The sequence below is a fragment of the Acinetobacter sp. 148 genome, from assembly GCF_031196675.1.
Classification (GTDB): domain Bacteria; phylum Pseudomonadota; class Gammaproteobacteria; order Pseudomonadales; family Moraxellaceae; genus Acinetobacter; species Acinetobacter baumannii.
Window position 1 is genome coordinate 122,667 of the sequence record NZ_JAVIMT010000081.1, and the last position, 25,273, is coordinate 147,939.

Here is a 25,273-nt window from a genome sequence, read left to right on the forward strand (position 1 = left end):
GAGATTAAACAATTATTTTAAAACATCCTTAACCTAACTTAACGATGTAACTTATTATTTTTAATTATAATATTTATTGATCATTCCAAAGACTTGCCCTCCCTAATAAATCTAATTTACTGTAGAGGTGAAAATGAAAAATATCAAAACAATAAACTCTATAACACATTCAATATTACTGATGGGAGCAGTGATCTCTTCTTTGGGAATGATCGGTATAAGCTCAGTTTATGCACAAGAGCAAGTCGACCCTGCATATAAGCCCGGTAACCCTATTTATGATAAATGGGATAGATTTTATAAAATTGAACAGTCTCAACCGCAAGAAGCAGAAAAAATATTAGTTGAGCTTAGTAAACTGACACCAACCGATATTAAAGTCTGGAAAAGTCTTACTTATTTACAGATTCGGCTTGAAAAAAGGAAAGAAGCTTTACAAAGCTTAAGGCAAGCAAGAAATTTAGCTCCTCAAGATGACACCTTAAAATTACAAGAAGCTTATTTGCTGAATCAGCAGAAAAAAGATCGTGAAGCATTGGTTTTATTTAAAGAGTTAAGTTCCTCTTCAGACCCTGAAATTGCTGCTAAAGCAACTCAGGCAGTTAAAAATTTAAGTGGGGGAGAAGTTAAACCATATTTTAGAGATATTTATTTTGCACCGTCTTATGAGTCACGTTATGACGATGTTATTTTTCCTTTAAAAATGAGGTATGGCAAAAACATCGATAACGGGCGAGCCCAAGTATATGCCTTTCTTAATTTAAACCGCGATACTCAATCACAAGGTGGGGTCCGACCTGAAATTATTGATGAAAATGCAGCCACTTTAGGGTTAGGGGCAAATTATCAACCGTGGACTTCCATTCCTGTGCGAGCCTATGTCGAAGTTGGTGGAAGTTATGACTTGATTGATAGAAATAGAAAGCGATTTCGTGAGAGTGTTGTGGGCGGTGTAACGGGTTATCAAGAATGGTATTCACAATCAAACTGCGATCATTCACTTTGTTTAGATAATTATTTTACTGACTTATACGGCAATGTCGCGACTTATTCGAGAGAGGACTATAACGTTATTGGGGATTTACGCTTACGCACAGGTTTAAATCTCTATAAGGGTGAGAGTGGGACTGTGCAGGCTTATGTAAAATTGCATGGCTTAGCGGATAGCGAAGATGAATATTACAATAATTTATTTGAATATGGTCCAGGCATTTCATGGCAGCCTTTTAATTATCAACCGATAAAACTACGGGTTGAACGTCTATATGGCAATTATTTTAAAGACGTACCGGTTAATACAAAAGATCATTACAACAATACTCGTGTAGAACTTGTTTTTTATAAGGATTTCTAATAATGAAGAAAATTTTTATTTCAATTGTATTTGGTACTCGTCCAGAGCTCATAAAGTTGGCTCCGGTAATTTTATTAGCAAAACAAGATGCACGATTTCAGGTAGAAGTTATTTTTACAGGACAACATGATGAATTAGTTCGAGATGCGATAGATTTCTTTGGGGTTGAAATTGATCATCGCCTTAAAATTATGAATGCTGGACAAAGCCTAAATCAGCTTTTAATTCATGGCTTAACGCAACTTGAAAATATCTACACTGATGGTCAAAAAAGAGATGCAATTGTTATTCAAGGTGATACTACAACCGTGTTAGCTGCTGGGCTAGTTGCATTTTCAATGAAGATTCCTGTTGCCCATGTCGAAGCGGGTTTACGTTCTTATGATTTAGATCATCCGTTTCCTGAAGAAGGTAACCGCCAGTTAGTTTCTCGTATTACCAAATGGCATTTTGCCCCTACAGAACAATCAAAGCGTAACTTGTTAAATGAGCAGATTCCACCTTCGTTGATTACAGTGACAGGGAATACGGTAGTCGATGCTGTGTATTTAGGAAGGAAACTCATAGCTGAAAAGACAGGTTTGAAAAATCAACTTGAGCCTTACGGAATTGAATTAAAACAAAACGATAAAGTTGTACTTATAACTGCTCACCGCCGTGAGAATTTTGGCGAAGGAATTCAGAATATTTGTAATGCTGTTGAGTATTTAGCAAAACAGCATCCTGATTTACATTTTATTTGGCCTGTACATTTAAATCCTGCTGTACATAATGTAGTGCACGATAAATTTAAAAATCATGCTCAAATTCATCTTGTGAAGCCACTCGATTATCCAAGTTTATTAGCCGTTATCGACCGCTCCACCTTTATTTTAACGGACTCTGGTGGTTTACAAGAAGAAAGCCCATCATTTAATAAGCCTGTCTTAATTTTAAGAGATACGACTGAACGCCCGGAAGTGGTAGAGGTGGGAGCAGGGGTATTGGTTGGAACAAATCAGCAGAAAATTATTGAAGAGGCTGAGAAACTTTTAACGGATTCGCAGCATTACCAAAAAATGGCTCATGTTGAAAACCCGTTTGGTGATGGACGCGCTGCCCAGCGAATATTAGATGAAATTGCCAGAACTTATAACTAGAGATCATTTATTTTGAGTTTTCTGATTCGTTTATGGTGGCGGGTGTGCTGCCATAAACGAGTCGATACCATAGACCGACTATATAAACGGACCATCGGCCCATATAGTGGGGGCCATCAAAAATATAAATTTTTTTCCCTTCATACGCCTTAATTTGAGAGATAATTTCCCAAGGATAGGCTGCACGGAATTGACCATTTTTCTTGGTTCGAAATGCTTCTAAAACAATAACTGTTTTATCTTTTCCAAGTGTCTGTTCAAGTTGATCTAAAATACGTCTAGCTTGTTCGGGAGTTCGTACTCCGACACCTACACCATCTTGGAAAAAAACGCCTGCTTGTTGAGGAAGCCAGCTTTTAACCCATAAATCGTAGTTTTCAGGTTCACTTTCACCACTATAAACACTAACCCAAATAGGAGAGGGTAATTTTTCCAAAACATGTCCTAAGGTACTTACTCTTAGCCATGTTGGGTCGGCTTCTACTGGAAAATAATAGCCTTTTAAAGATGCATCATTTTGTTCTTGAATAATTTGTGCAGATTTTTCTCCCAAAGCAACCACATTAGCACGCGCTTCGTGTTCATTATATTCACCTGCTAACCCCAATATAAGATTTTTAGCCCAAGGTTGCTGTTTAATTTTTTGTAAATCAATGGCTTTTTCCCATTGAGGGAGGTTGGAGTTTTTCCACCAAGATTTAGATTCAACGACTGACCATTGGGGAACAAAAGTATTTATTCCTAAGTAATGCCAGTTTCCTTTAGGAGGAGTAGTATCATTGTCAGGTTGCCAGAAAATACCCTCAATAATGGGAGGTTGCCCATGATTTTTGAACAACCCCGCATAACCCACCACACTACATATAATTAAAATAATAAAAGCAGTTATTTTAATTGGTATCTGTTTTTTCATTATTACGTCGTAACCAATACCACAAGAAGATCACTATTATCATAATTGCAGAGATAATCACAACTAATAAAAAGAATGATGATTGCTGAACTAATGGCGCTTTTTGATTACCCACAATTAATTTTTGAAGAACATAAATATTGCCGTTTTCAGAAACCAGCATTTTAGTCACATTATTTGGGATTTTATGCTGTATTTTTCCCCATAAATGCATAAAGGTTTGTGCACCGTTTTCAGAGTCTGTAATTACATCGAAGCGGTTATTGTTATAACTTACGATAAAGCCATTCGCTGCTGCGGGTGCATAAATAATATTTTGATGCATTAAGACTTGTTGCTGATAAATCTCTTTGTTCACTCTCACATTCACTGCTTGTGGAGAGGTCGGAGAGAAGCGTACTAGGTTCACTGGCATTGGTGCTTGTGTCAGCAGCATATTTTTAGCGACTTGTCCTAAAATAATGGCAATATTTAATGCCCCGGATTGGTCATCAATTGCGATTGTTGGCTTGGTGGCTAAGGTCATTGAAAGAGCGGCAACACCATTTTTAAGTTTATGGGGAAGTTTTACCGTTGATTTGGCGGTATCAACCCAGAGTGAGCCGTGAGCATTGGGTAAACATTGAGAGTTGGCAATAACCGAGTTTTCAAGTTTCAAGCTAAAGTTGGTTGTATTTGAAATTTCCTTGGCAAAGATGTTGAACTGTCGGTTTACAGGGTCGGATGCGAGATCCGCCGTTTTCATACTTCCTGCAAGTCCTCCATCAATCCATGCTGTAATATTTGAACCTTGTAATAGTCCACTTTGAATACGAAGTGCGATTTGCCCTTGCAGAATATCAGTAGGTTGCCATACTGCCGGAAAATCAAGAAATAAATTCTTTTCGGCATGATTTAGTCGAAAATCCTGAATACCTAGATCTGCAAGCGTATCAATTTTTTTAAATTGCGCCCAAGCTGGTGCTGAGATTGTAGTTGGAAAAATAGCGCTACCCGTATCAAGCTGTTGCACATAAGTTGGATTAATTAGCCCGTTAATGGCAGCGGTAAGCTCTTGTGGAGTGTGATAAGTAATAGATAGCGTCGGTACACCTTCAGCCGGTTTAGCAATTTGTACTAAGGCTCCTCCTTTGAGTGGGCTTGCCGAACGAATCACTTCAATAATAAAGTTCGTTTCAGGATTTAGATTGGTTTGGCCTGAATCAACCCATTCAATTGGCGTTACGGAGCTCCACGAACTTACTAATCGGCCCAACATAGAGGCTTCGGTAATTTCTTTACGGTTATATTTTAAGATCCCGACAAAAGGTGTAGGTCGTCTAGCCTGAGGGTTAAATAAAGCGTCTGGTAGATCTTTTAAACGGTACTCATTTCGAACAGGCGTAAAGTCGAGTTGAGAATTACTCAAATAAGTTAAGTGATCAATATCTTCTGTACAGAATGTTTCTTTTGTTTGGTTAAGCGTCGTTGGTTTTGCATATTGTTGAATAATAAAATCTAAACGGTGAAAACCGCTCTGGCTGGCAGGAATATTAAATTTGAATTGGCCATCACCATTAAGCGTAGTGTTATAAATGAGCTTATCGTCATATTTGACGAGTACTGTTGTGTCATTTTCAGTTGAGTAGTCACTCGAAAACTGAATGTTTTGCCATTCAGCACCTTTTCCAATATAGAAAAAGTGAGGCTCGACTGTATATTTAGTCGAGGTACTAATATCGTCGAGTTTCCATGTATAAGCATGAGTAGACATGGCAAGCAAAAAACTGGTGCTGGCAAGGAGCACTTGAGCTGTTTGGTAAAGATCAAAAGTCTTTTTCATTTATTTTTTCTCCTTGCTACGTTCCGTTTTGTACCATTGAAGGGAGTTGCCCTGTATTTTATTTTTTAGCATGTCGAATGCGGCTTTAAACACAATAAATAAGAAGATTTGTGAGTAACTTACGTAAGATAAGACAGAATAAAAATAGAGTTCTGGTTTAACTTTTTCTAAAGAAAGCGTAAACCACATTTGTGCTACATAGAGAAAAAATGAGAGTCCCCACAGTAGTGTAAATGGACCAGGAACTGAAATACCTGCAATATCAAGTAAGCCAAGCGTTAAGGTAATATGACTCCAGAATAAAGCCGGTACAAAAAGGATATAGCACATAATGTTATTTAGAATTTCAATTCCGATTGGGAATGGGGTTCTCAGTGCTACGGGTAAATATTTGCGTGTCACATAAAAATTACCTTGAGTCCAACGTGAGCGCTGTTTAACAAATACACTTAAGGAAGGCGGGTCCTGCTGCCACCCAATTGCATAGGGAACCCATTTAATTCGTTTTTGTCCGATAAAAATTCGGAAACTCATTTCTGTATCATCGACTAGCGACTTTTCATCAAAACCACCTAAAGTTTCTAATGCATCGCGCCAGATAACGTAGTTAGTCCCCATTAATGTTGATAGTTCAAAGCGTTGCCAGCGTCCGCCTTGAAAAATCCACTGAAAAAAGATGAACTCAATCGCAATAAAACGAGTCAAAATACTATCTTGCCAGTTACGGGTTCTTACTTTGCCATTTACTGCGACTAACTTTTTATCTGCTAGTAAGGTCTGTGCAAGTAAACGAACGCAATCAGGTTCAGGAGTACTATCGGCATCGTAAACAACGATTAACTCACCTTTAGCATGAGGAAGACCGTTATTGAGTGTTCTTGATTTACCTTTACCACCCATACCTTTGGGGACATTAACAATCTTTATGCACGAATAAATTTTTGCGAGGTTTTCTGCAATTTCAAGGGTGTTGTCCTTGGAGCCATCATTGATCAGTAAGACTTCATAAGACTCTGCTGGGTAATCTTGTTGAGCAATGGCATGCAAAGTGTCCTCAATCACTACGCCTTCATTATAAGCAGGGATTAAAACACTTAAGACTGGCCATCTTTCTGGTATTGGCAGATTTTGTAGTTCCTTTTCAGCCGTTTTTGAATACTTCCACGCTTGATAGCTTAACCATGCCCAAAATGCCTGTGGAATCCAAATACCTAGAAAGCCAAATAAAAACAGAATATCAATTGGAGCCATTTTTACGGACCCTCCTAATAATAGAAGAGATGAGTAGTAATAATAGAATTAATCCCACTACTAAGGAGATCCATGAAATGTAGCTACCAAATGTACCGAGTAGATCTGGATAGGTTGTTGTTAAAATCAGATCAAGAGGGACAACAACTATACTTAAACCAATAAATATATAACCAATAAGATTGGTACTGACATGTTCAGGGGTGCTTACATAATCAATATTATTAAATTTCCACGAAATACCGAGTTGCGGATAGCGAATATTGGAGAGGGGTAAATCGGCAGGAGGATTGATAATAATTTCATAACCTGAAACATGACCGTTAAAACCTTTGGCCGAATAAAATAAATGTTTACCTTGTTTAACCTCTCTTGAGGGTATGGGTAAGTTTGCCGAATTTAACTGGATAATATAACTACCCGCTGGTTGTGAAATTAAATTTTCATCCCACCCTGTACTCACAAATGCAGCCATTGGCCGTAAACCAATAGCTGTTGAAAATGTCGCCTTAGCAGCAAAATATTGAGGCTGTTCAGTTTTAAAAAGTACGATCGGAATAGCGCCTTGGCTTACTGCTTCTTTTAATAAAAAATAGTGGGGGAAACCAAAGACTTCATCTGGCAAGATAATGCCGGGTCGAATTCCATTATGAACAAACTTTTGAAAGCTTTCTGAACTAATCTGATCAATGGTAAAGACTGGCCACCATGTATCTTGATAAGGAAAAAACATGGAAAGATCATTAGAACTTTGTATTTCGGCTTTTGTTTGTTCCGCTTTAATTTCACAATGATAATATTGCCGATAGAACTGCTGTAGAGTAGCGTCTGGATATTGGCTAGAAGCAATCACAATTCCACAAATATTAAGAAGATTAGACATTAGCTCATCTCCTCAGGTGGAATAGGAACAATTTTGTATTCCACCTCAAGACGCAAGGTCGTAATTTCTTTTAATTTTTTTAAGAATACAGGGTCTTCTTCTGTTTTCTGCTGGCGAATCATAATACTGTAAATATTTTCCAGATCATCATCTGCAAACTGGAAAACAATTTCGTTGGGTTCATGTTGGCTCAAAATTTTAATCATTTCATTTTGAGTTGTTTTCCAGACATCATCGCCTAACATTTCTTTAATCAGACTGCGATTAAGAATTCGAATTTCGAATACTTCATAATCTTGTACATTGTGGTGATCAAGTAATTTAAAAAAACTACGCTGAAAGTATTTTAAAGCACTTAGCGGGAAAATATCGCGGCGATAATTTCGGTCATAGCTTTGAATATCACGATATTTCTGTACATTAATTTCAATATTGTGGCGTACAGCACTTAGAAAGAGCGGGATTAGGGGAATAATGAATAGTAAAAGTAACTGACGTTCAATATGTGTTTGTGCGCCTAAGTCGAGTAAAAAGTATACGGCAACTCCAATAAAAGCCACTAAACCTACAATTAAAGACAAACCGACTTCTAAAAAAGCACCTGAAATTAAAAGAAGAAGAATAAAAATCCAACTTCCTCTAAAACTCACAGGCAGCCACTCGTATGCAACCATTCCCATAAATAGATGAGCTGCGATAATCCATAAGACGAGTGTTCTACCGGGGTGTTTTTGTTGCATGTGGCCTATGCTACCTTTTTTGTAATGTTAATTTTTTTATACTTTTATAATGAAAGGTGTTGATTTGCGAAGTGGTTGTTGTTTCTGTCCTTTTTAGGTATCTATTATGTTTATTTGTAGATTAAAGCAACTGTATAGTCAAACCTTGTTATTAATTTTTCATCAAAAATAAACAGAGCAGACTCAATTGTTATCTAAATATTCTTGAAAGTTTCAATTGCTTTAAGGCGTGTTTCTTTTAAATCTACTATGGGTTTGGGATAATTTAAACCAAGATCGGTTTTGCTTGAGTAGGGTTCATGAATCGTTTTATTGTCCAAATGAGCCAATTCTTTTATCCATTGGCGAATATATTCACCCTCCGGATCAAACTTCTTTGATTGAGCAATTGGGTTGAAAATCCGAAAATAAGGTACGGCATCTGTTCCTGTTGAGGCACACCATTGCCAACCGCCATTATTTGCGGCGAGGTCACCATCAATTAAATGTTGCATAAACCATTGTTCACCAATGCGCCAATCAATCAAAAGATTTTTACATAAAAACATGGCCGTAATCATACGTATTCGATTATGCATCCAGCCTGTTTGTAAAAGTTGTCGCATCCCAGCATCAACAATAGGAATACCGGTTTGACCCGTTTGCCATGCGGTTAAATGTTCTGGATTATGGTTCCATTTAATCTTCTGAGTATCTTTTTTAAATGGGATGTGTTTAGAAACATGCGGAAAATCAAATAAAATATGTTGATAGAACTCTCTCCAAAGAAGTTCGTCTAACCATGTTTGTTGGCCTTCATTGATTAAGTGAAAGTTGCCATGTTGATTACGAAAGAGTGCTTGTAAACACTGTCGAATAGATAAAATACCAATATTTAAATAAGGCGAAAGCTTACTTGTACCTTGTATATGAGGAAAATCGCGCTCGACGTTATAGTGACAAACCGATTCTTCAATAAATTGATCTAATTGTTCTAATGCGTATTGTTCGCCAACAGGCCATAAATCTTGCTGTTCTTTTGAGAGAGATGAGCAAAATAGCTTTTCAATTTCGTCTAAATCAATATTTTTCCTCTGTAAAAAATCTAGTGGTACTTCATTTTGTTTATTAGGGACCGGATAACATTGAGGTAAACCGCTTGTGTCGAGCTTTGTATAACAAGCTTTTTTGAATGCACTAAATACTTGATATGGTTGTTGTGATTGGTTACGGATTGAACGTAAAGGAAAAATAGTACGGTCATGGAATAAAAATAGTTCTTTGCCATGCCGATTTAAATAGTCTTGTACCGTTTTATCTCTTTTTAATTCATTTACGCCTATTTCGATATTGGCATACACATTTTCAATATTATATTTCTTGCTGAAATCAGAAATAAAGTTTGCGATCTCTTTCCAATAGGGAATGACTTGAATAACTAGTGGAATATGAAGTGCTGATAACTCTTTCTGAAGCGTTCTGAGTTGTCGTAAATAAAAACTTATTTTTAATGGAGCATCGGCGTGTTGTTTCCATTGCTCTGGCGATAAGATGACTAAACCCAGTGAAGGTCCTTGCTGGCTGGCGTGCCATAGAGCTGCATGATCATGTATACGCAAATCTTGGCGAAACCAAATGAGCTGATAAGCATTTGACATGCAAGTCCCTAAAAATAAATTAACTCTATGAATATTATATAAATTAAAGACATAAAAAAAGCAAAGCCGAAGCTTTGCCTTTTATTATCTTCTAAAAGAAGACTTAGTGGTGGTGACCACCCGCACCGTGTACGTGACCGTGATCTAATTCTTCTTGAGAAGCTTCACGGATTTCTACGATTTCAACTTCAAAAGTTAAATCTTGACCAGCAAGTGGGAAGTTTGCATCAACGATAACGTTGTCACCTTCAACCGCTTTAACAGTAACGATTTGAACGCCGTCATCTGTTTGAGCTTGGAATTGCATACCTGGTTGAATGTTATCAACGCCTTGGAACATTTGAGCAGGAACTTCTTGTACTAGGTCTGGGTTATATTCGCCATAACCTTCGGCAGCTGGTACGTTAACAGTGAATTTATCACCAACAGTCTTACCAGTTAATGCATTTTCTAAACCAGGAATGATGTTGCCTGCGCCATGCAAATAGGCAAGTGGTTCACCTTGAGATTGATCAAGTGTTTCACCCTCAGCGTTTGTTAATTTATAGTGGAATGAAACCACGTGGTTATTTGCAATTGCAGTCATGTTTTTGATCCATTCAATCAATTAAAGCGTACATCATAAAGTGAAAAATAAATTTTGTAGACTACAAAATCTCAATCTTTAACACTTTTTCTAATGCGTTTTTATCTAAATAGGGATGAACTTAAAAAATTCAACTCAATACAGCTTAATTTTTGGTCGTACTCGTCTTGTAAGTAAATCTTTCATTGTGAGTAGTCCAGCTTGAGTGTATCCGTGAATTGTTGCTTGATGTAAACGATATAAAGATACATACATCGTTTTGGCAATATATCCTTGGACACTGACATCCCCCAGTAATTCTCCAACCGCTTTATTACGACTTAAAGACACAAGTGAACCTTTGTCGTTAAAAGTAAACATCGGTTGTGATCGACCATTTAGTCTAGCAGCCATAGCATCGACTAAAAAGCTTGCTTGTTGACTAGCAACTTGAGCGCGTGGTCCGAGAGGCGGGTGTCTTGCATCAAGTTGGCAATGGGCACAATCACCAAATGCAAATACATGAGGATCGGAATAGGTCTGCAGCGTTGCATAGACCATTAAGCGGTTAATATTGTCACGTTCGAAATCGCTAAGACTTTCAAGTACTTTTGGTGCTTTTACCCCAGCTGCCCATACCGTAATATCACTGTTGAGCTGGTTACCATTACTAAAATAGATACAGTGTTCATCAATTTTTTCAACACGGTGTTTAGTTAAAATTTCAACCCCCATTTTTTGAAGCTGTTTTGCGCTATGTTCAGCTGTTTTTTCACTTAGAGCAGGGAGGATGCGTTCTGAGGCCTCAATGAGTGTAATTTTGACTTGATTCGGATGGATCTTTTTTAAACCATAGCGATAAAAGTTTTTGGTCGTTTCAATCAATTCAGCCGCAAGTTCGACACCTGTTGCCCCCGCACCAATAATTCCAATATTTAATGTACGTTGATCGGGTTGATTTTGCGCTTCGATATATAAGTGTAAAAGATCTTGCTGGAAAATATCCGCCTGTTTACGGCTATCGAGGAAATGGCAGTTTTCACGAACACCGGGTGTATTGAAATCATTTGATACTGAACCAAGCGCTAAAACCAGTGTATCGTAACTGAGTTGTTGAATATGGGTACTTTGTTCTTTAGAGACTTGAGGGGGAATTAAATCAATTATTTTCTTATCTTTATTTACTGCTGTTAATGTTCCCAACACAAATTCATAGTGGTGTTTCTCTGCATGGGCAAAATAATTGGTTTGCTCTTCGTGAGGATTTAAAGAACCCGCCGCAATTTCATGAAGTAATGGTTTCCAGATATGAGTTAGATTTTGGTCAACCAATGTAATTTTGGCTTTACCATTTTTCCCAAAAGTTTCACCAAGTTGTGTGGCGAGTTCTAAACCACCAGCACCACCACCGACAATAACAATATGATGTAAGTTTTGGGTCATTTTTATCACCTAATTATTTTTCTATAAAAAAAGATGGCTAAATTATGCCATCTTTTCTTTATAAAATTTATTGTGCATCTGTGCACAATTTGATGTTTTTAGTGCGAATCTATAGGGTAGAGTTTTGCTGCACTGTGCTCACTTGATGAAAAGATTGAGAATAGGCTTGAGAACCACATCATAATTCTTTGGAAAATATTTGCTTCTTCAATGTGTACATCATTTTCAATTTGAAGACTGCGAATGAGCTGGTTGTTTTGATAAATTGAAACTGTTGCCAAATTCATCGCTTTCATTAACGGTGCTGTTAACTTTTGCTCATTTAACTGAATATTTACACGTGTTTGAGTTGTTTCAAGTGGAGCAATAACTTTAGGTTGTTGATTGCTATCAAGAACTTGAATACGCTGTGTAGCATAATCAAACGTATTTAAATCAATTGGTGTTGGCTCAGCATATAAAGAAGTCGTAACAATGGTTGGCTGCTTAGTTTCTACTTTAAACATTTTTAAAGTTGATTTAATAACAGGCAATTCAGCAATTAATTTTTGCTCAGGAATAACCACTTCATCACGTGTATAAGCATAAGCAAGATTCATTAATTTATCTGCAATTTCAGCACGTTTCACAGCACTTGGTGTACCTAAGACAATTACCAGTAAACGTCTTTGCGGTAAGTTCGGTGAAAATGAAGGGCGTGAAGCTGTTAGAGCCAAGTTATAACCTGCTGCTTTGGTATAGCCAGTTTTTAAGCCATCTACAGATGGATCGTATTTGAGCGCAAGGTTCGTCGCGTGGTGAAAACGTTGATTGTAGCTAAAGCTCGGCATTTTCGAATAATGTAAATATTCAGGGGTCTGGTGAATCACTGCCTGACTTAATAAGCTCAAATCATGAGCTGTCGTGTAATGATCCGGCATTGTAATACCAGCAGGGTTACTAAAGTGCGTGTCTTTCATACCCAGTGCTTGTGCTTCTTGATTCATACGTTGTACGAAATGAGGCACATCACCAGAAATTTTTTCAGCCAAAGTCACAGCTGCATCATTTGCAGACATAACAATTAAACCAGCCAAGAGCTGATCAACTGAAATTTGCTCGCCCGCTTTGAGGTACATTTGTGATTCATCCCACTGCACCACGCTTACGACTGGTGTTGCAGTAATGACTTCGTTCAGTTTTAACTTTCCAGCCTTAATCTCTTTTAATGCAATGTAGGCCACCATCATTTTGGTTAAAGATGCTGGCGCACGTTGTACATGACTATTATGCTCAGCAATAATTTGACCAGATTGGGTATCTACAATTGTCCATGCAGCGGCTTCAACACTTTCAGGAGCAATATTAAGTAGAGCAGCATTGGTAAGAGTAGTACAGAAAATACTAAACAGCGTAAAAAGAGATAGGAAGAATTTCACTAGGTGACCTTGACGTTTACTGGCAAATACGGAACACAGATGCCCAGCATGCTATGCCTTTTTTTTGTAGAAGGCTAGTGTGAATTGTTGCCAAAAAATACATCTACGCAAGTCGATACAAAAAAGTGATAATCTAATGTGAAACCGTTCTTATTTTTAAATTGAAGAATTTATGTTGCATTATCAAATTGAGTTCGATGATTACAAACAACACCTTGTTCACGTGACAATTCGCTTTTTAGCGAATCCAAATCAGGAACTATGGTTGCCAACGTGGATTCCGGGCAGTTATCTCATTCGAGAGTTTTCTAAGCACATCGAGGCAGTAAAGGCCTATGATGAAGCTGGACGCATGCTCAATATTAAAAAGACTGAAAAAAATCGCTGGCGTTTATTTAACACCGATCACGAGTTAATTACTGTTGAATATGATGTTTATGCATATGATTTATCAGTACGTGGTGCTTATGTAGATCAAACGCGTTTATATATTAACCCTGCCTGTGTGTGTTTAGGCTTAGAAGGCCAAGAACAATCTGCATGTGAATTAGAAATCTTTTTGCCGGATGAATTAAAACACTTTCAATTAGCAACAGGATTAGCTTCAAAAAGTTTAGTAAAAGGACGTTTTACTTTAAAAGCTGATCATTATGATCAACTCATTGATAGTCCATTTGAACTGGCTGATCAAACGCGTTTTAGCTTCGAAACGCATGGAATTGAACATGAGTTTGTAATTTCAGGTACTCACGCTACGAATGTTAATCGTTTAAAAACGGATATTGAAAAAATTTGTGCAGCCGAAATTGATCTGTTTGGTTCAGCACCGTTTAAAAACTATACCTTCATGACTATGGCAACAGGGAATAGTTACGGTGGGTTAGAGCATTGCAATAGCACAAGTCTGATTACTCCACGAGATGATTTACCGAAATCGAATGAACCCACTGAACCTTCGAAAGATTATCAACGTTTCTTAGGTTTATGCAGTCATGAATATTTTCATTCTTGGTTAGTAAAGTTTATCCGTCCAGAAAATTTTGCGAACTACAACCTGCATCAAGAAGGCTATACCTCGCTACTGTGGATTTTTGAAGGGTTTACTTCGTATTACGATGATTTAATTTTATTGCGCAGTGGCGTGATTTCCCAAAAGTCTTATTTAGATTTGTTGAAGTCACAGATTGATCGCTATTTGCAAAACCCGGGACGTTTTGTTCAAACAGTAGCAGAATCAAGTTTTGATGCTTGGATTAAATTTTATCGTCAAGATGAAAATTCGAATAATGCAGGCACGAGCTATTATAACAAAGGTGCATTAGTTGCCTTATGTTTGGACTTAGGCTTACGTTTACGTGGTTCTAGCCTTGATGCCTTAATGCGTCGATTGTATGAAAATACGCAAAACGGTGTTCAGGTTAATGAGCGTACAATTTTTGATTTATGTGAAGAGCTAACAGGTGATAGTTGGTTAGAGCAAATCAATCATTTGATTAATACTACTGAAGAGTTACCACTTGATCAGTTATTCCCTGAGTTTGGTTTAAGTTATACGCTTAAAAATGATAAGACTTTAGCTTATGGTTTAAAGCTAGCTGATAAGCCTGAAGGTGTGTTAGTACAAAATGCTCACCGTGAGGGAGCTGGTGCTAAAGCGGGTATTTCTGCTAATGATGTCATTATTGCAATTGATGGACTAAAAGCGACCACAAAACTTATTGAGAAATATGCTAAACAAAAGGGTAATTACTCAGTCTTGGCTTTCCGCCGTGATGAGTTATTGTCGTTTGAAGTTACAAGTGACAGCATAAACTTAACTGAAGTTGAACTTATTATTGAAGATCAAAGCAAAGCTGACAAATGGTTAAAAGCCTAAATAACCGTTAATTAATTTATAAAAAACCGATGTTTCGTGCATCGGTTTTTGTTTTTTCCTAACTTCAAAACATAGAAAGAGTCTTTATCTTTGAGTTTGTTTTGAATGAAAAGTATAATAATTGTCAGAACTCTGAAAGATATCTCATGTAATTTAAGACTGTTCTATACCTAAAAAGTTGGTAAAAGCACATTTATTACCATAAGTTAGGTATAAGATTATTATCGATAGATTTAAATTATGTATTATTTCGCTGCGAAATGTCGTTATCACTGGATATTTCGTTGACTGAAAGCCAATGAGAGCCGATACTCTCAGGGTTTTATTTAAGCATATCGGTTCGTAGGCACTGGGCCAAAAGCTCGGTCCTCAAAACTCAATTCAACGGAAGGGGCTATATATGGCTGGTGAAAAGTCAACCATCATTTACACACTGACTGACGAGGCGCCATTATTGGCGACTTATTCGCTACTGCCGATCATTGAGACCTTTACTAAGCCAGCTGGTATCGAGATTGTTAAAAGTGACATCTCTGTAGCTGCACGTGTGCTCGCAGAATTCGCTGACTACCTAAGTGAAGAGCAAAAGGTATCCGACAACCTTGCTGAGCTAGGTCGTCTTACACAAGATCCAGATACTAACATTATCAAACTCCCAAATATTAGTGCCTCTGTTGCGCAATTGACAGCATGTATTAAAGAACTTCAATCTAAAGGTTATGCAATTCCTGACTATCCGGAAAACCCAGCGACTGAAGAAGAAAAAACAATCAAAGCTCGTTATGGCAAATGCCTAGGTTCAGCAGTAAACCCTGTTCTTCGTGAAGGTAACTCTGACCGTCGTGCTCCTGCTGCCGTTAAAAATTACGCTAAGAAACACCCTCACTCAATGAGCGAGTGGAAACAATGGTCGCAAACTCACGTTTCACACATGGAAGAAGGTGACTTCTACCACGGTGAAAAGTCAATGACACTTGACCGTCCACGCAATGTAAAAATGGAACTTATCACAAATAGTGGTAAGAGCATTGTTCTTAAGCCAAAAGTTGCGCTTCAAGAAGGCGAAATCATTGACTCAATGTTCATGAGCAAAAAAGCGCTTTGCGACTTCTATGAGAAACAACTTGATGACTGCCGTGAAGCAGGAATTTTATTCTCATTACACGTAAAAGCGACAATGATGAAAGTTTCACACCCGATCGTTTTCGGTCACTGTGTGAAAATCTACTATAAAGAAGCTTTCGAAAAACACGGTAAGTTGTTTGACGAATTAGGCATTAACGTAAATAACGGTATGGCTGGGTTATACGAGAAAATCGAAACTCTTCCAACCTCATTACGTGAAGAAATCATTGAAGATTTACATGCTTGCCAAGAACACCGCCCTGCACTTGCGATGGTTGACTCAGCAAAAGGCATCACTAACTTCCATTCACCTAACGACATCATCGTAGATGCTTCTATGCCTGCAATGATCCGTGCTGGTGGTAAAATGTGGGGTGCTGATGGTAAGCAATACGATGCTAAAGCAGTAATGCCAGAATCAACATTTGCCCGTATTTACCAAGAAATGATCAATTTCTGTAAATGGCATGGTAACTTTGATCCAAAAACAATGGGTACAGTACCAAACGTTGGTTTGATGGCTCAAAAAGCTGAAGAATACGGTTCTCACGACAAGACTTTTGAAATTCCTGAAGCAGGTATTGCAAACATTACTGATCTTGACACTGGTGAAGTGTTATTGACTCAAAATGTTGAAGAAGGCGATATCTGGCGTATGTGTCAGGTGAAAGACGCTCCGATTCGTGACTGGGTAAAACTTGCAGTAACTCGTGCACGTAACTCAGGCATGCCTGCGATCTTCTGGCTTGACCCATACCGTCCACACGAAAATGAATTGATCAAGAAAGTACAGAAGTACTTAAAAGATCACGATACGACTGGTCTTGATATCCAGATCATGTCTCAAGTACGTGCAATGCGTTACACACTTGAGCGTGTAGTTCGTGGCCTCGATACAATTTCTGTAACCGGTAACATCTTACGCGACTACTTAACTGACTTGTTCCCAATTATGGAACTTGGTACTTCTGCGAAAATGTTGTCTATCGTTCCGCTTATGGCGGGTGGTGGCATGTACGAAACTGGTGCGGGTGGTTCAGCACCTAAACACGTACAACAACTTGTTGAAGAAAACCACTTACGTTGGGATTCGCTTGGTGAGTTCCTTGCGCTTGCAGTTTCTCTAGAAGAAATGGGTATTAAAGAAAATAATGCTCGTGCGAAGTTACTTGCGAAGACACTTGATGAAGCGACTGGTAAATTGCTTGACAATGACAAGTCGCCATCACGTCGTACAGGCGAACTTGACAACCGTGGCAGTCACTTCTACTTGTCACTTTACTGGGCAGAAGCACTTGCTGCACAGAACGAAGATGCTGAGTTGAAAGCTAAATTTGCTCCACTTGCAAAAGCATTAGCTGAAAACGAACAGAAGATCGTTGCTGAGCTTGCTCAAGTACAAGGTAAACCAGCTGATATCGGTGGTTACTATGCAGTTGACCCAGCGAAAGTAAGCGCTGTAATGCGTCCAAGTGCTACATTCAATGCAGCGCTTTCAACTGTTCAGGCTTAATTACTAATTCATTAGTACATAGCTAAAAGCCGGTGCATAAGCACCGGCTTTTTATTTTTATAAAATAAAAGTCATTAAAAAAAGCCCACTAACGTGAGCTTTAAAACTTAAATATTTTTATCGGCTATTGCGGCTACGACCACGTGGTGCTTTGGTATTTGGACGCGTTGTACCGTTAGTCTTACGACGCGGTTTTTCACTTTCATCCATTTGCCAAATACGCTTTGTACCAGATTTTTTCGCAGAACCATCTTTGTTCTTGCGAACCATTGGCTTACCGCCAGTGCCACCCGGTTTTTTCACATATGAACGTGAACGATAAGGTTGTTCAGCCGGAACATCTTTAAAGTCTGGGTAGAGTAGAGGCTCAATTTCTTTGGTTTCGCCCGGTTGTAATCCCAATTGAACTAAGTCAATCGTACCAATTTTTGTACGAATGAGACGTAAAGTCGGAAAACCTACCGCAGAGGTCATGCGACGAACTTGGCGGTTACGACCTTCACAAATAGAGATTTCAATCCAAGATGTTGGAATGCTGGCACGGTAACGTACAGGAGGATCGCGGTCCCATAACCATTCAGGCTCACTTACCTTAATTGCTTTAGCTGGTAAAGTCATACCATCATTAAGCTCTACACCCTTACGAAGCTGCTCGAGTGCTTCTTCGGTTACATCGCCATCAACTTGAACTAAATACGTTTTGTATTTTTTATTCGCAGGGTTAGTAATGAACTGATTCAAACCACCATGATCAGTTAAGAAAACTAAACCCTCAGAGTCCATATCAAGACGGCCTGCTATGCGCAAAGTCGGGTCATCTACAAAGTCAGAGACCGTCATGTGTGCTTCGTCTTTACGAAACTGGGAGAGAACGTCATATGGTTTGTTGAGAATGACGATTTTCATAAAAAATGACTTCTTCTTTCAAATAAGCGGTAAAAACATTGAGCTATATTTAAGTGCGAAATTTGCTTATTTCCCACATAAATCTCAAAAAGGGTTAAATTCGATTAAGCTATTATGCGTTAATAAAAGTTGAAAGTATTGTTTATCGATAATTATTTTTGTTTGGTTAGTTAAATATTATAAAAGGGAGAATCTACATAATGGGTTATCAGAAGATCGTGGTTCCTGCTGACGGTGATAAAATTACAGTAAAAGCAGACCTGTCACTGAATGTACCAAATCATCCAATTATTCCTTTCATTGAGGGTGACGGTATTGGTGTAGATATTACACCGGCAATGAAAAAAGTTGTTGATGCGGCAATTTTAAAAGCCTATGGCGGCAAACGCTCTATTGAATGGATGGAAGTGTATTGCGGTGAAAAGGCCAATAAAATTTACGGTACCTATATGCCGGAAGAAACCTTTGAAGCGCTGCGTGAATTTGTAGTTTCTATTAAAGGCCCTTTAACTACACCAGTCGGTGGCGGCATTCGTTCACTCAACGTTGCACTACGCCAAGAACTGGATTTGTATGTATGTGTACGTCCTGTGCGTTGGTTCCAAGGCGTCCCTTCACCCGTTCAACATCCTGAGTTAACTGACATGGTAATTTTCCGTGAAAACTCGGAAGATATTTATGCGGGTATTGAATGGAAAGCAGATTCTGAAGAAGCTAAAAAAGTTATTAAATTCCTTCAAGAAGAAATGGGGGTCACAAAAATTCGTTTCCCTGAAGGATGTGGTATTGGTATTAAACCCGTTTCCAAAGAAGGAACACAGCGCTTAGTTCGTAAGGCCATTCAGTTTGCAATAGATAATGACAAACCTTCAGTGACTCTTGTTCATAAAGGCAACATTATGAAATATACCGAAGGTGCCTTTAAAGAATGGGGGTATGAGTTAGCGCTAGATCGTTTCGGTGGTGAATTAATCGATGGTGGCCCATGGGTTAAAATTAAGAACCCTAAAAATGGTAAAGACATCATTATTAAAGACGTGATTGCAGATGCTTTCTTGCAACAAATCTTGATGCGTCCTGCTGACTACTCTGTAATTGCAACCCTTAATTTAAATGGTGACTATATTTCAGATGCTTTAGCAGCAGAAGTAGGGGGAATCGGGATTGCGCCAGGTGCGAATATTGGTGGAGCTATTGCAGTGTATGAAGCAACGCATGGCACTGCACCTAAATATGCTGGGCAAGATAAAGTCAACCCGGGTTCAATTATTCTCTCTGCTGAAATGATGCTCCGTGATATGGGGTGGACAGAAGCAGCGGACCTGATTATTAAAGGTATTTCAGGGGCGATTGCAGCTAAAACCGTAACTTACGATTTTGAGCGTTTAATGCCGGGAGCGACCTTGTTACGTTGCTCAGAATTTGGCGACGCCATAATTCAACATATGGAAGATTAAACTTTCATAGAAAAGCCCTCAATTGAGGGCTTTTAAAGTCTTTAGATTTATAATATTGAAAAATAATAAAAAATAAGAATATTAAATGTTAAAATTTTAGCTAGGAATTAGCCGTATATGCCCACAATATACATGCTAATATCGTTAAACTCAGCAATATTAAGCCTTGCCCATGATGTGTTGCATACAGAGGTACATTTCCAATGGTATGCGTCATTTTGTAGTTTAGAATAGGCCGAATACAAAAGAAAAAAAGCGGTAATGATAAAATCACTGTATTACTAATTTTAATTGTATGGCGAAAATAGTAACTAAATAGTCCTATTAGGGCGGCATACAATAATGTTTTAAATAGCACTTCTCCACTGGTGTATATATCTATACCGAGATAAAAATTAAACTTCCATATCAGAAGACTAACTGTAGCAATTATTGCGATAATACCTACAACAATGGCATTTGCTGGGTTTGATACGTTGAACATTTTTAGAGTTTTTAATTGATATAAATTAATTTGCTTAAAATATATATTATAAAAACATAGAGTACAGTGACGATTTTTAACTTTATAAAACTCCTTAAAAATCCTCATTTAGACATTTTGAGACTCAAACGAGTTTGAGCTTGTTTCTTTAAATACCCATAGGGCAAAACAAAATATGATCACGATGAGTAGCCCTAAACTTTGACCATGACCTGAGAGATAAAACGGAACATCTGGGATAGTTTGAATGGCCTTGTAGTCAAGAATTGGCTCTAGCCAAAAGTATGCAAATGGAACAGCAATTAAAAATTGTGTTGTAAACTCAATATGATTACGTGTTAAAAAGCCCAAAATAGCTGCTGTGACCATATAGATAACAATCCTTACAGAGACTTCGTATGATGTTGTCATATCCAGTGCAAAGATGGTCTGACATTTAAATGCCAGTAATAAAACACCGATAAAAGCGAACATTGCCAAGAGCTTTAAAAGCTCATCAATATAATTGTTATTGCTCATGTTTTGCTCAATTTTAAGTATTAAAAATTATAAATTTTGACTGAATATAGATCAGAAAATAGCTCTCTACATTGACATAATATGACATTTTTTGTCAGTTAAGCGGTTTTAATAAGCGTACTAAAATAGTTGTTATGCGGTTTGTTCTACTGATCTATTCATTAATTTTTATTTTGACAATATACGACTACTCAATGGAAAAGCCCCTTATGTATAGGGGCTTTTTTTTATTGCATAAATTCTGGATGTTTCTGGGGCTTAGAAACACCAATTTTCTTTTGATAGCTTTGGTCTAAAGCCTGAATAAGGAGTACGAAAACAATCAAAAAGAGAGGAAAGAATAAAGTTTTCACGTTTCGGTTTCTCCGAGAGTGTTCGGCATGGAAGAACGGATGGGAATTAAAAGGCTCAATGCAAATAACAAAACAATACCGCCCATTAAAAACAGGTGGGCATAAGACCAATGCAAGTGATGTAAAGTACTAATAACAACGCCACCTAATAACTGAGTGCTGGCAAACCCAATGGTGGCAAGGCTCCAGATTTTTTGATAACGCTGTTCATAAATCTGTAGCAGGCTGTAAGAGCTAATAAATACGGTGGCAGGTGTGAGTAAACCTGTAAGAAAGGACGATAAAGTGAGCAAAGCAGTAGCATGTGAAAAAAATGGTAGGGCAACTGCCAAGCAATAGACACCGTATAGACATTTAATTGCCTGCAAATATCCAATAAGGCGGCTTAAACAATACGCCACAAAGGCGCCAACACAACTTCCGACTCCATAAAGAACCCAAAATAAGTTTCGTTGTTGTAATGGAAAATGTAGGGTCCCCGATAAATAGTCCATCCAAAACAAAGAGTGTGGGATATATGCAAAAGCACTGCACATATAAGCAATAATAATGACCAGTCCTAAACGTGAATGTTTGAAGTTTTGAGGAGCGTGATTGGCCGTTTGAACGGACTCGGTAGGTGGGTGTCTTAATAACTGAAAAAGCACCAAACTGCCAATAATGGAAATGGCGGCAAAAATTTCCCAGACATATTGAACAGGCATATTTTTAAGTGCAGGAATAATGAGAGTGGCAGATAATACGCCTGCGCCAATACCACTAAACCCTAAAAAATTGACTTTAAGCCTTTGGCTAATTGCAATATTTTTCATGGCAAAGCTGGGCGCCAAAATCATGAGTAGGCCACCTGCGATACCTGAAATGGTGCGCCAGAGAACAAACCAAGCCAAAGGCATGTGTATAAAAGAACAGCAGATTAGGCTTAAGCTGCCTAAAACCGCCGAAGTTATAATCAAAGCGGATATAGATTTTTCTTTAATGCTAAACAGGGCCAATAGTGCACCAACCAGATAGCCCAATAAATTTGCGCTGCCTAAGTAGCTTGCAAAATCATGAGTCCATCCATATTGCACAATCATAATAGGCATGAGTGCGGTATAGGAAAATCTAAAAATACCAATTCCTAGGCAAGTCGCTAAAAAGACAAGCAGGCTCATTCGATAGAACGTAGACATGAGAAATCTCTCAATTTTTTTATTATTAAAAGCGAGTTTATTTATCATTAGAAATGATTTAATATGATATTAATTATCTTGTTTTGAGATAGTGGCATGTTGCTTAAGTCTTTAGAGTTTTTTTTAGCGGTTGCAGAGAGTGGAAGTTTTTCATTGGCTGCACAAAAAATGTGTACGGTTCAATCCAATATCACGAGCCACGTGAAAAAGCTTGAAGAAGAATTAGGTGTGATTTTATTAAATCGTCATAACCCCGTTACATTAACCAATGCAGGACACCAGCTACATAGTTATGCTGTGCAAATGATCGCACTGCATAATAAAGCGAAGACAATCTTCCGAGAAGGTGATATTGACCCGAATGAAACTATTCGTTTGGGCAGTATGGAAACGACAGCAGCAATACGACTTCCTCAATTGCTTAATGAATGTATGCAGCAACATCCGAATTTGCCGCTTGAACTTCAAACTCACCCGACAGGATATTTGTTAAATGCTGTGCAACAAGGAGAAGTCGATTGTGCTTTTGTCGCTTCTAAATATGTGATTCCAGAGCTATATAGTTTTCCGGTGTGGCAAGAACAACTGGTTTTGGTTTGCCCAAAACAACAAATTGATTTTCCCGACATTGCCACCCTCGCAAAGACTCGATTTATTGCATTTCGACAAGGATGTTCCTATCGGCATGCAATTGAGTTGTTTTTAAATGATCACAGTGTGCCACCTTCGCAAATTATGGAAATGGGCAGTCTGGATGGCATTGTAAGCTGTGTGGAATTAGGTGTCGGTTTTGCTTTATTGCCAAAGTCATATCTGAATAAAGTAGCCGATAAAGTCTCATTAAGTTGTTTTGAAATTAATACTGAATCTGCACATTTCACTACTTATTTGGTCGCTCAGCCTCCTGAAACATGGGGCAGTAATTTAAAGCAGTTTATTTGTTTTATTGAGCAACAATTTATACAGAAATGCGCTTAATTTTTATACATAAATATCTAACGTAACTTATGTTTTAAAAGTGATATATATGTATTTAAAAGTCATTTTATATTCTCATTCAGATCGGTAATGATCTGCATGCTAGAAAATTGTTGAAAAGGGTAGTTTATATAGGCCGGCTATGGTCAAATATGCCCCCTTAAAAGATGACACAAGCAATAATTTGGAGTTTGGGAATGAATATACCCTTAATCATCAATATTGTGGTTTTTGTCGGGTTAATATTTTTACTCGCCCAAACACGTAAAACGGACTGGAGCTTATCTAAAAAAGTTCTAGCTGGCTTAATTTTAGGTGTAGTGTTTGGTTTAGGACTACATTTGATTTATGGCGGTGGCCATCCGATTCTTGCTGAATCTATTAGCTGGTTTAATATTGTTGGTAACGGCTATGTAAAACTTTTACAAATGGTCGTGATGCCTTTGGTCTTTGTTTCGATTTTAGGTGCGGTAGCGAAGCTACACCAAGCTTCTTCTTTAGGAAAAATCAGCTTCTACACCATCGGGACTTTGTTATTTACCACACTCATCGCTGCGCTGGTTGGGGTATTTGTGACGAATTTGTTTGGTTTAACTGCCAAAGGTTTGGTACAAGGGGCGGCTGAAACAGCTCGACTTACTGCAATTCAGACTGACTATGTGGGTAAAGTAACAGACTTAAGTGTACCGCAATTTATTCTTTCTTTTATTCCGAGTAACCCTTTTGCTGAGTTAACGGGTGCAAATCCGACTTCAATTATTAGCGTGGTTATCTTTGCTGTCTTTTTAGGGATAGCAGCACTCAACTTAATGAAAGATGATGCAGAAAAAGGTCAACGTATTCTGACGGCTATTCAGACATTACAGTCTTGGGTAATGAAGCTTGTTCGTTTAGTGATGACGCTTACACCATATGGTGTTTTTGCCCTAATGACGAAAGTTGTGGCAAGTTCAAATGTCGCAGATATCTTGAACCTAGGTGGTTTCTTGGTGGCGTCTTATTTAGGTTTGGCGATTATGTTCGTCGTGCATGCCATTATTTTGACTCTGACTGGTGTTTCTCCACTTAAGTTCTTCAAGAAAGTTGCTCCGGTTCTAACATTCGCATTTACGAGTCGTTCAAGTGCTGCAAGTATTCCACTGAGCATTGAAGCGCAAACTCGTCGTTTGGGCGTGCCTGAGTCTATTGCAAGTTTCTCTGCTTCTTTTGGTGCCACTATTGGACAAAATGGTTGTGCGGGTTTATATCCAGCCATGCTCGCAGTCATGGTTGCGCCAACTATGGGTATTAACACCCTAGACCCAATGTGGATTGCTTCGTTAGTGGGTATTGTGACTTTAAGTTCAATTGGCGTAGCAGGTGTTGGTGGTGGTGCAACTTTCGCAGCATTGATCGTACTTCCTGCTATGGGCTTACCTGTAACATTGGTTGCTCTTCTTATTTCAATTGAACCACTCATTGATATGGGACGTACTGCGTTAAACGTAAATGGTTCGATGACTGCTGGTGTAGTTACAAGCCAATTTATGGGGCAGACCGACAAAGCTATAATGAATAGCGAAGATGAAATTGAATTAACTCAACATCATTAAGAGTTAATATTAAACGGCTCTCCACTCTGGATGAGCCGTTTTTTTATATGTGTAACTTGCAACTGTGATGTTAATTTTTAAAAAACTGTATCTGTTTTTCTTTTAAATAATTTTCGAAAATGAGCCTATT

21 protein-coding genes are annotated in these 25,273 nt (G+C 38.1%); 7 read left to right on the plus strand and 14 right to left on the minus strand.

Annotated elements, in window-relative coordinates; translation table 11 throughout:
• The first annotated feature begins 133 nt into the window (after positions 1–133).
• Complete coding sequence (locus tag RFX69_RS14510; RefSeq protein ID WP_000789663.1) at positions 134–1,354, plus strand: M48 family metallopeptidase; 1,221 nt, start codon at positions 134–136, stop codon at positions 1,352–1,354.
• Between the two features lie 2 nt (positions 1,355–1,356).
• Positions 1,357–2,493: a non-hydrolyzing UDP-N-acetylglucosamine 2-epimerase gene (wecB, locus tag RFX69_RS14515; protein ID WP_004746430.1), complete on the plus strand. Its 1,137-nt coding sequence runs from the start codon at positions 1,357–1,359 to the stop codon at positions 2,491–2,493.
• A 7-nt stretch (positions 2,494–2,500) separates the two neighbouring features.
• Here the strand turns inward: wecB and RFX69_RS14520 are convergent, their stop codons facing one another.
• The 9 genes from RFX69_RS14520 to RFX69_RS14560 form a co-directional block, all read right to left on the minus strand.
• Positions 2,501–3,406, minus strand: a complete 906-nt coding sequence (locus RFX69_RS14520; RefSeq protein ID WP_002069241.1) for a hypothetical protein — start codon at positions 3,404–3,406, stop codon at positions 2,501–2,503.
• The gene (locus RFX69_RS14525) at positions 3,384–5,228 is read right to left on the minus strand and encodes a hypothetical protein (protein WP_000750598.1); all 1,845 of its coding nucleotides are present in this window, start codon (positions 5,226–5,228) and stop codon (positions 3,384–3,386) included. Before RFX69_RS14525 ends, RFX69_RS14520 begins: the two co-directional genes overlap by 23 nt.
• The gene (locus RFX69_RS14530) at positions 5,229–6,479 is read right to left on the minus strand and encodes a glycosyltransferase (RefSeq protein ID WP_162282505.1); all 1,251 of its coding nucleotides are present in this window, start codon (positions 6,477–6,479) and stop codon (positions 5,229–5,231) included. It abuts the gene before it with no gap.
• Positions 6,466–7,362: a hypothetical protein gene (locus tag RFX69_RS14535; RefSeq protein WP_162282502.1), complete on the minus strand. Its 897-nt coding sequence runs from the start codon at positions 7,360–7,362 to the stop codon at positions 6,466–6,468. The genes RFX69_RS14530 and RFX69_RS14535 overlap by 14 nt, the downstream gene beginning before the upstream one ends.
• A complete protein-coding gene (locus RFX69_RS14540; protein WP_001186266.1) occupies positions 7,362–8,102 on the minus strand; it encodes a hypothetical protein in 741 nt (246 codons plus the stop codon). The genes RFX69_RS14535 and RFX69_RS14540 overlap by 1 nt, the downstream gene beginning before the upstream one ends.
• Positions 8,103–8,296: 194 nt before the next feature.
• Positions 8,297–9,739: a deoxyribodipyrimidine photo-lyase gene (locus RFX69_RS14545; RefSeq protein WP_289332540.1), complete on the minus strand. Its 1,443-nt coding sequence runs from the start codon at positions 9,737–9,739 to the stop codon at positions 8,297–8,299.
• A gap of 103 nt (positions 9,740–9,842) precedes the next feature.
• Positions 9,843–10,325, minus strand: coding sequence for a peptidylprolyl isomerase (locus tag RFX69_RS14550; protein WP_000123995.1), 483 nt, complete (start codon positions 10,323–10,325; stop codon positions 9,843–9,845).
• Between the two features lie 135 nt (positions 10,326–10,460).
• Positions 10,461–11,747 carry an NAD(P)/FAD-dependent oxidoreductase gene (locus RFX69_RS14555; protein WP_289332539.1) on the minus strand — a complete coding sequence of 429 codons (1,287 nt, stop codon included), beginning with the start codon at positions 11,745–11,747 and terminating at the stop codon, positions 10,461–10,463.
• Between the two features lie 98 nt (positions 11,748–11,845).
• Complete coding sequence (locus RFX69_RS14560; RefSeq protein WP_000667907.1) at positions 11,846–13,165, minus strand: D-alanyl-D-alanine carboxypeptidase PBP6B; 1,320 nt, start codon at positions 13,163–13,165, stop codon at positions 11,846–11,848.
• Between the two features lie 172 nt (positions 13,166–13,337).
• On the opposite strand from RFX69_RS14560, the gene RFX69_RS14565 reads away from it, so the two are divergent.
• Both RFX69_RS14565 and RFX69_RS14570 read left to right on the plus strand, forming a co-directional pair.
• Positions 13,338–15,041, plus strand: a complete 1,704-nt coding sequence (locus RFX69_RS14565; RefSeq protein WP_289332538.1) for a M61 family metallopeptidase — start codon at positions 13,338–13,340, stop codon at positions 15,039–15,041.
• A gap of 400 nt (positions 15,042–15,441) precedes the next feature.
• Positions 15,442–17,679, plus strand: coding sequence for an NADP-dependent isocitrate dehydrogenase (locus tag RFX69_RS14570; protein ID WP_000896679.1), 2,238 nt, complete (start codon positions 15,442–15,444; stop codon positions 17,677–17,679).
• Between the two features lie 117 nt (positions 17,680–17,796).
• Here the strand turns inward: RFX69_RS14570 and RFX69_RS14575 are convergent, their stop codons facing one another.
• Entirely contained in the window at positions 17,797–18,585 is a 789-nt protein-coding gene (locus tag RFX69_RS14575) for an rRNA large subunit pseudouridine synthase E (RefSeq protein ID WP_000706554.1), read from the minus strand.
• A gap of 200 nt (positions 18,586–18,785) precedes the next feature.
• Here RFX69_RS14575 and icd point away from each other — a divergent pair, with 200 nt between their 5' ends.
• Positions 18,786–20,042: an NADP-dependent isocitrate dehydrogenase gene (gene icd / locus RFX69_RS14580; protein WP_000542119.1), complete on the plus strand. Its 1,257-nt coding sequence runs from the start codon at positions 18,786–18,788 to the stop codon at positions 20,040–20,042.
• Between the two features lie 100 nt (positions 20,043–20,142).
• On the opposite strand, the gene RFX69_RS14585 is transcribed toward icd, so the two are convergent.
• The 4 genes from RFX69_RS14585 to RFX69_RS14600 form a co-directional block, all read right to left on the minus strand.
• Positions 20,143–20,634: a hypothetical protein gene (locus RFX69_RS14585; RefSeq protein ID WP_309169480.1), complete on the minus strand. Its 492-nt coding sequence runs from the start codon at positions 20,632–20,634 to the stop codon at positions 20,143–20,145.
• Complete coding sequence (locus tag RFX69_RS14590) at positions 20,635–21,045, minus strand: hypothetical protein (RefSeq protein ID WP_000069677.1); 411 nt, start codon at positions 21,043–21,045, stop codon at positions 20,635–20,637.
• A 227-nt stretch (positions 21,046–21,272) separates the two neighbouring features.
• Positions 21,273–21,398, minus strand: coding sequence for a hypothetical protein (locus RFX69_RS14595; RefSeq protein ID WP_000853583.1), 126 nt, complete (start codon positions 21,396–21,398; stop codon positions 21,273–21,275).
• Positions 21,395–22,573, minus strand: a complete 1,179-nt coding sequence (locus tag RFX69_RS14600; RefSeq protein ID WP_272291615.1) for a YbfB/YjiJ family MFS transporter — start codon at positions 22,571–22,573, stop codon at positions 21,395–21,397. Before RFX69_RS14600 ends, RFX69_RS14595 begins: the two co-directional genes overlap by 4 nt.
• 96 nt (positions 22,574–22,669) lie before the next feature.
• Here RFX69_RS14600 and RFX69_RS14605 point away from each other — a divergent pair, with 96 nt between their 5' ends.
• Together RFX69_RS14605 and RFX69_RS14610 are read left to right on the plus strand one after the other, a co-directional pair.
• On the plus strand, positions 22,670–23,551 hold the full coding sequence (locus tag RFX69_RS14605; protein WP_000925116.1) for a LysR family transcriptional regulator: 882 nt from the start codon (positions 22,670–22,672) through the stop codon (positions 23,549–23,551).
• Positions 23,552–23,748: 197 nt separating this feature from the next.
• Positions 23,749–25,143, plus strand: coding sequence for an L-cystine transporter (locus RFX69_RS14610; RefSeq protein ID WP_001025080.1), 1,395 nt, complete (start codon positions 23,749–23,751; stop codon positions 25,141–25,143).
• Positions 25,144–25,273: the final 130 nt, after the last annotated feature.

Bases quoted from the DNA above. Each gene is read 5' to 3' on its own strand.
- RFX69_RS14550 (WP_000123995.1), bottom strand. From the start codon at position 10,325: ATGACTGCAATTGCAAATAACCACGTGGTTTCATTCCACTATAAATTA.
- RFX69_RS14520 (WP_002069241.1), bottom strand. From the start codon at position 3,406: ATGAAAAAACAGATACCAATTAAAATAACTGCTTTTATTATTTTAATT.
- RFX69_RS14610 (WP_001025080.1), top strand. From the start codon at position 23,749: ATGAATATACCCTTAATCATCAATATTGTGGTTTTTGTCGGGTTAATA.
- RFX69_RS14525 (WP_000750598.1), bottom strand. From the start codon at position 5,228: ATGAAAAAGACTTTTGATCTTTACCAAACAGCTCAAGTGCTCCTTGCC.
- RFX69_RS14535 (WP_162282502.1), bottom strand. From the start codon at position 7,362: ATGTCTAATCTTCTTAATATTTGTGGAATTGTGATTGCTTCTAGCCAA.
- RFX69_RS14540 (WP_001186266.1), bottom strand. From the start codon at position 8,102: ATGCAACAAAAACACCCCGGTAGAACACTCGTCTTATGGATTATCGCA.
- RFX69_RS14530 (WP_162282505.1), bottom strand. From the start codon at position 6,479: ATGGCTCCAATTGATATTCTGTTTTTATTTGGCTTTCTAGGTATTTGG.
- RFX69_RS14565 (WP_289332538.1), top strand. From the start codon at position 13,338: ATGTTGCATTATCAAATTGAGTTCGATGATTACAAACAACACCTTGTT.
- RFX69_RS14545 (WP_289332540.1), bottom strand. From the start codon at position 9,739: ATGTCAAATGCTTATCAGCTCATTTGGTTTCGCCAAGATTTGCGTATA.
- RFX69_RS14585 (WP_309169480.1), bottom strand. From the start codon at position 20,634: ATGAGGATTTTTAAGGAGTTTTATAAAGTTAAAAATCGTCACTGTACT.
- wecB (WP_004746430.1), top strand. From the start codon at position 1,357: ATGAAGAAAATTTTTATTTCAATTGTATTTGGTACTCGTCCAGAGCTC.
- RFX69_RS14570 (WP_000896679.1), top strand. From the start codon at position 15,442: ATGGCTGGTGAAAAGTCAACCATCATTTACACACTGACTGACGAGGCG.
- icd (WP_000542119.1), top strand. From the start codon at position 18,786: ATGGGTTATCAGAAGATCGTGGTTCCTGCTGACGGTGATAAAATTACA.
- RFX69_RS14590 (WP_000069677.1), bottom strand. From the start codon at position 21,045: ATGAGCAATAACAATTATATTGATGAGCTTTTAAAGCTCTTGGCAATG.
- RFX69_RS14605 (WP_000925116.1), top strand. From the start codon at position 22,670: ATGTTGCTTAAGTCTTTAGAGTTTTTTTTAGCGGTTGCAGAGAGTGGA.
- RFX69_RS14555 (WP_289332539.1), bottom strand. From the start codon at position 11,747: ATGACCCAAAACTTACATCATATTGTTATTGTCGGTGGTGGTGCTGGT.
- RFX69_RS14600 (WP_272291615.1), bottom strand. From the start codon at position 22,573: ATGTCTACGTTCTATCGAATGAGCCTGCTTGTCTTTTTAGCGACTTGC.
- RFX69_RS14575 (WP_000706554.1), bottom strand. From the start codon at position 18,585: ATGAAAATCGTCATTCTCAACAAACCATATGACGTTCTCTCCCAGTTT.
- RFX69_RS14510 (WP_000789663.1), top strand. From the start codon at position 134: ATGAAAAATATCAAAACAATAAACTCTATAACACATTCAATATTACTG.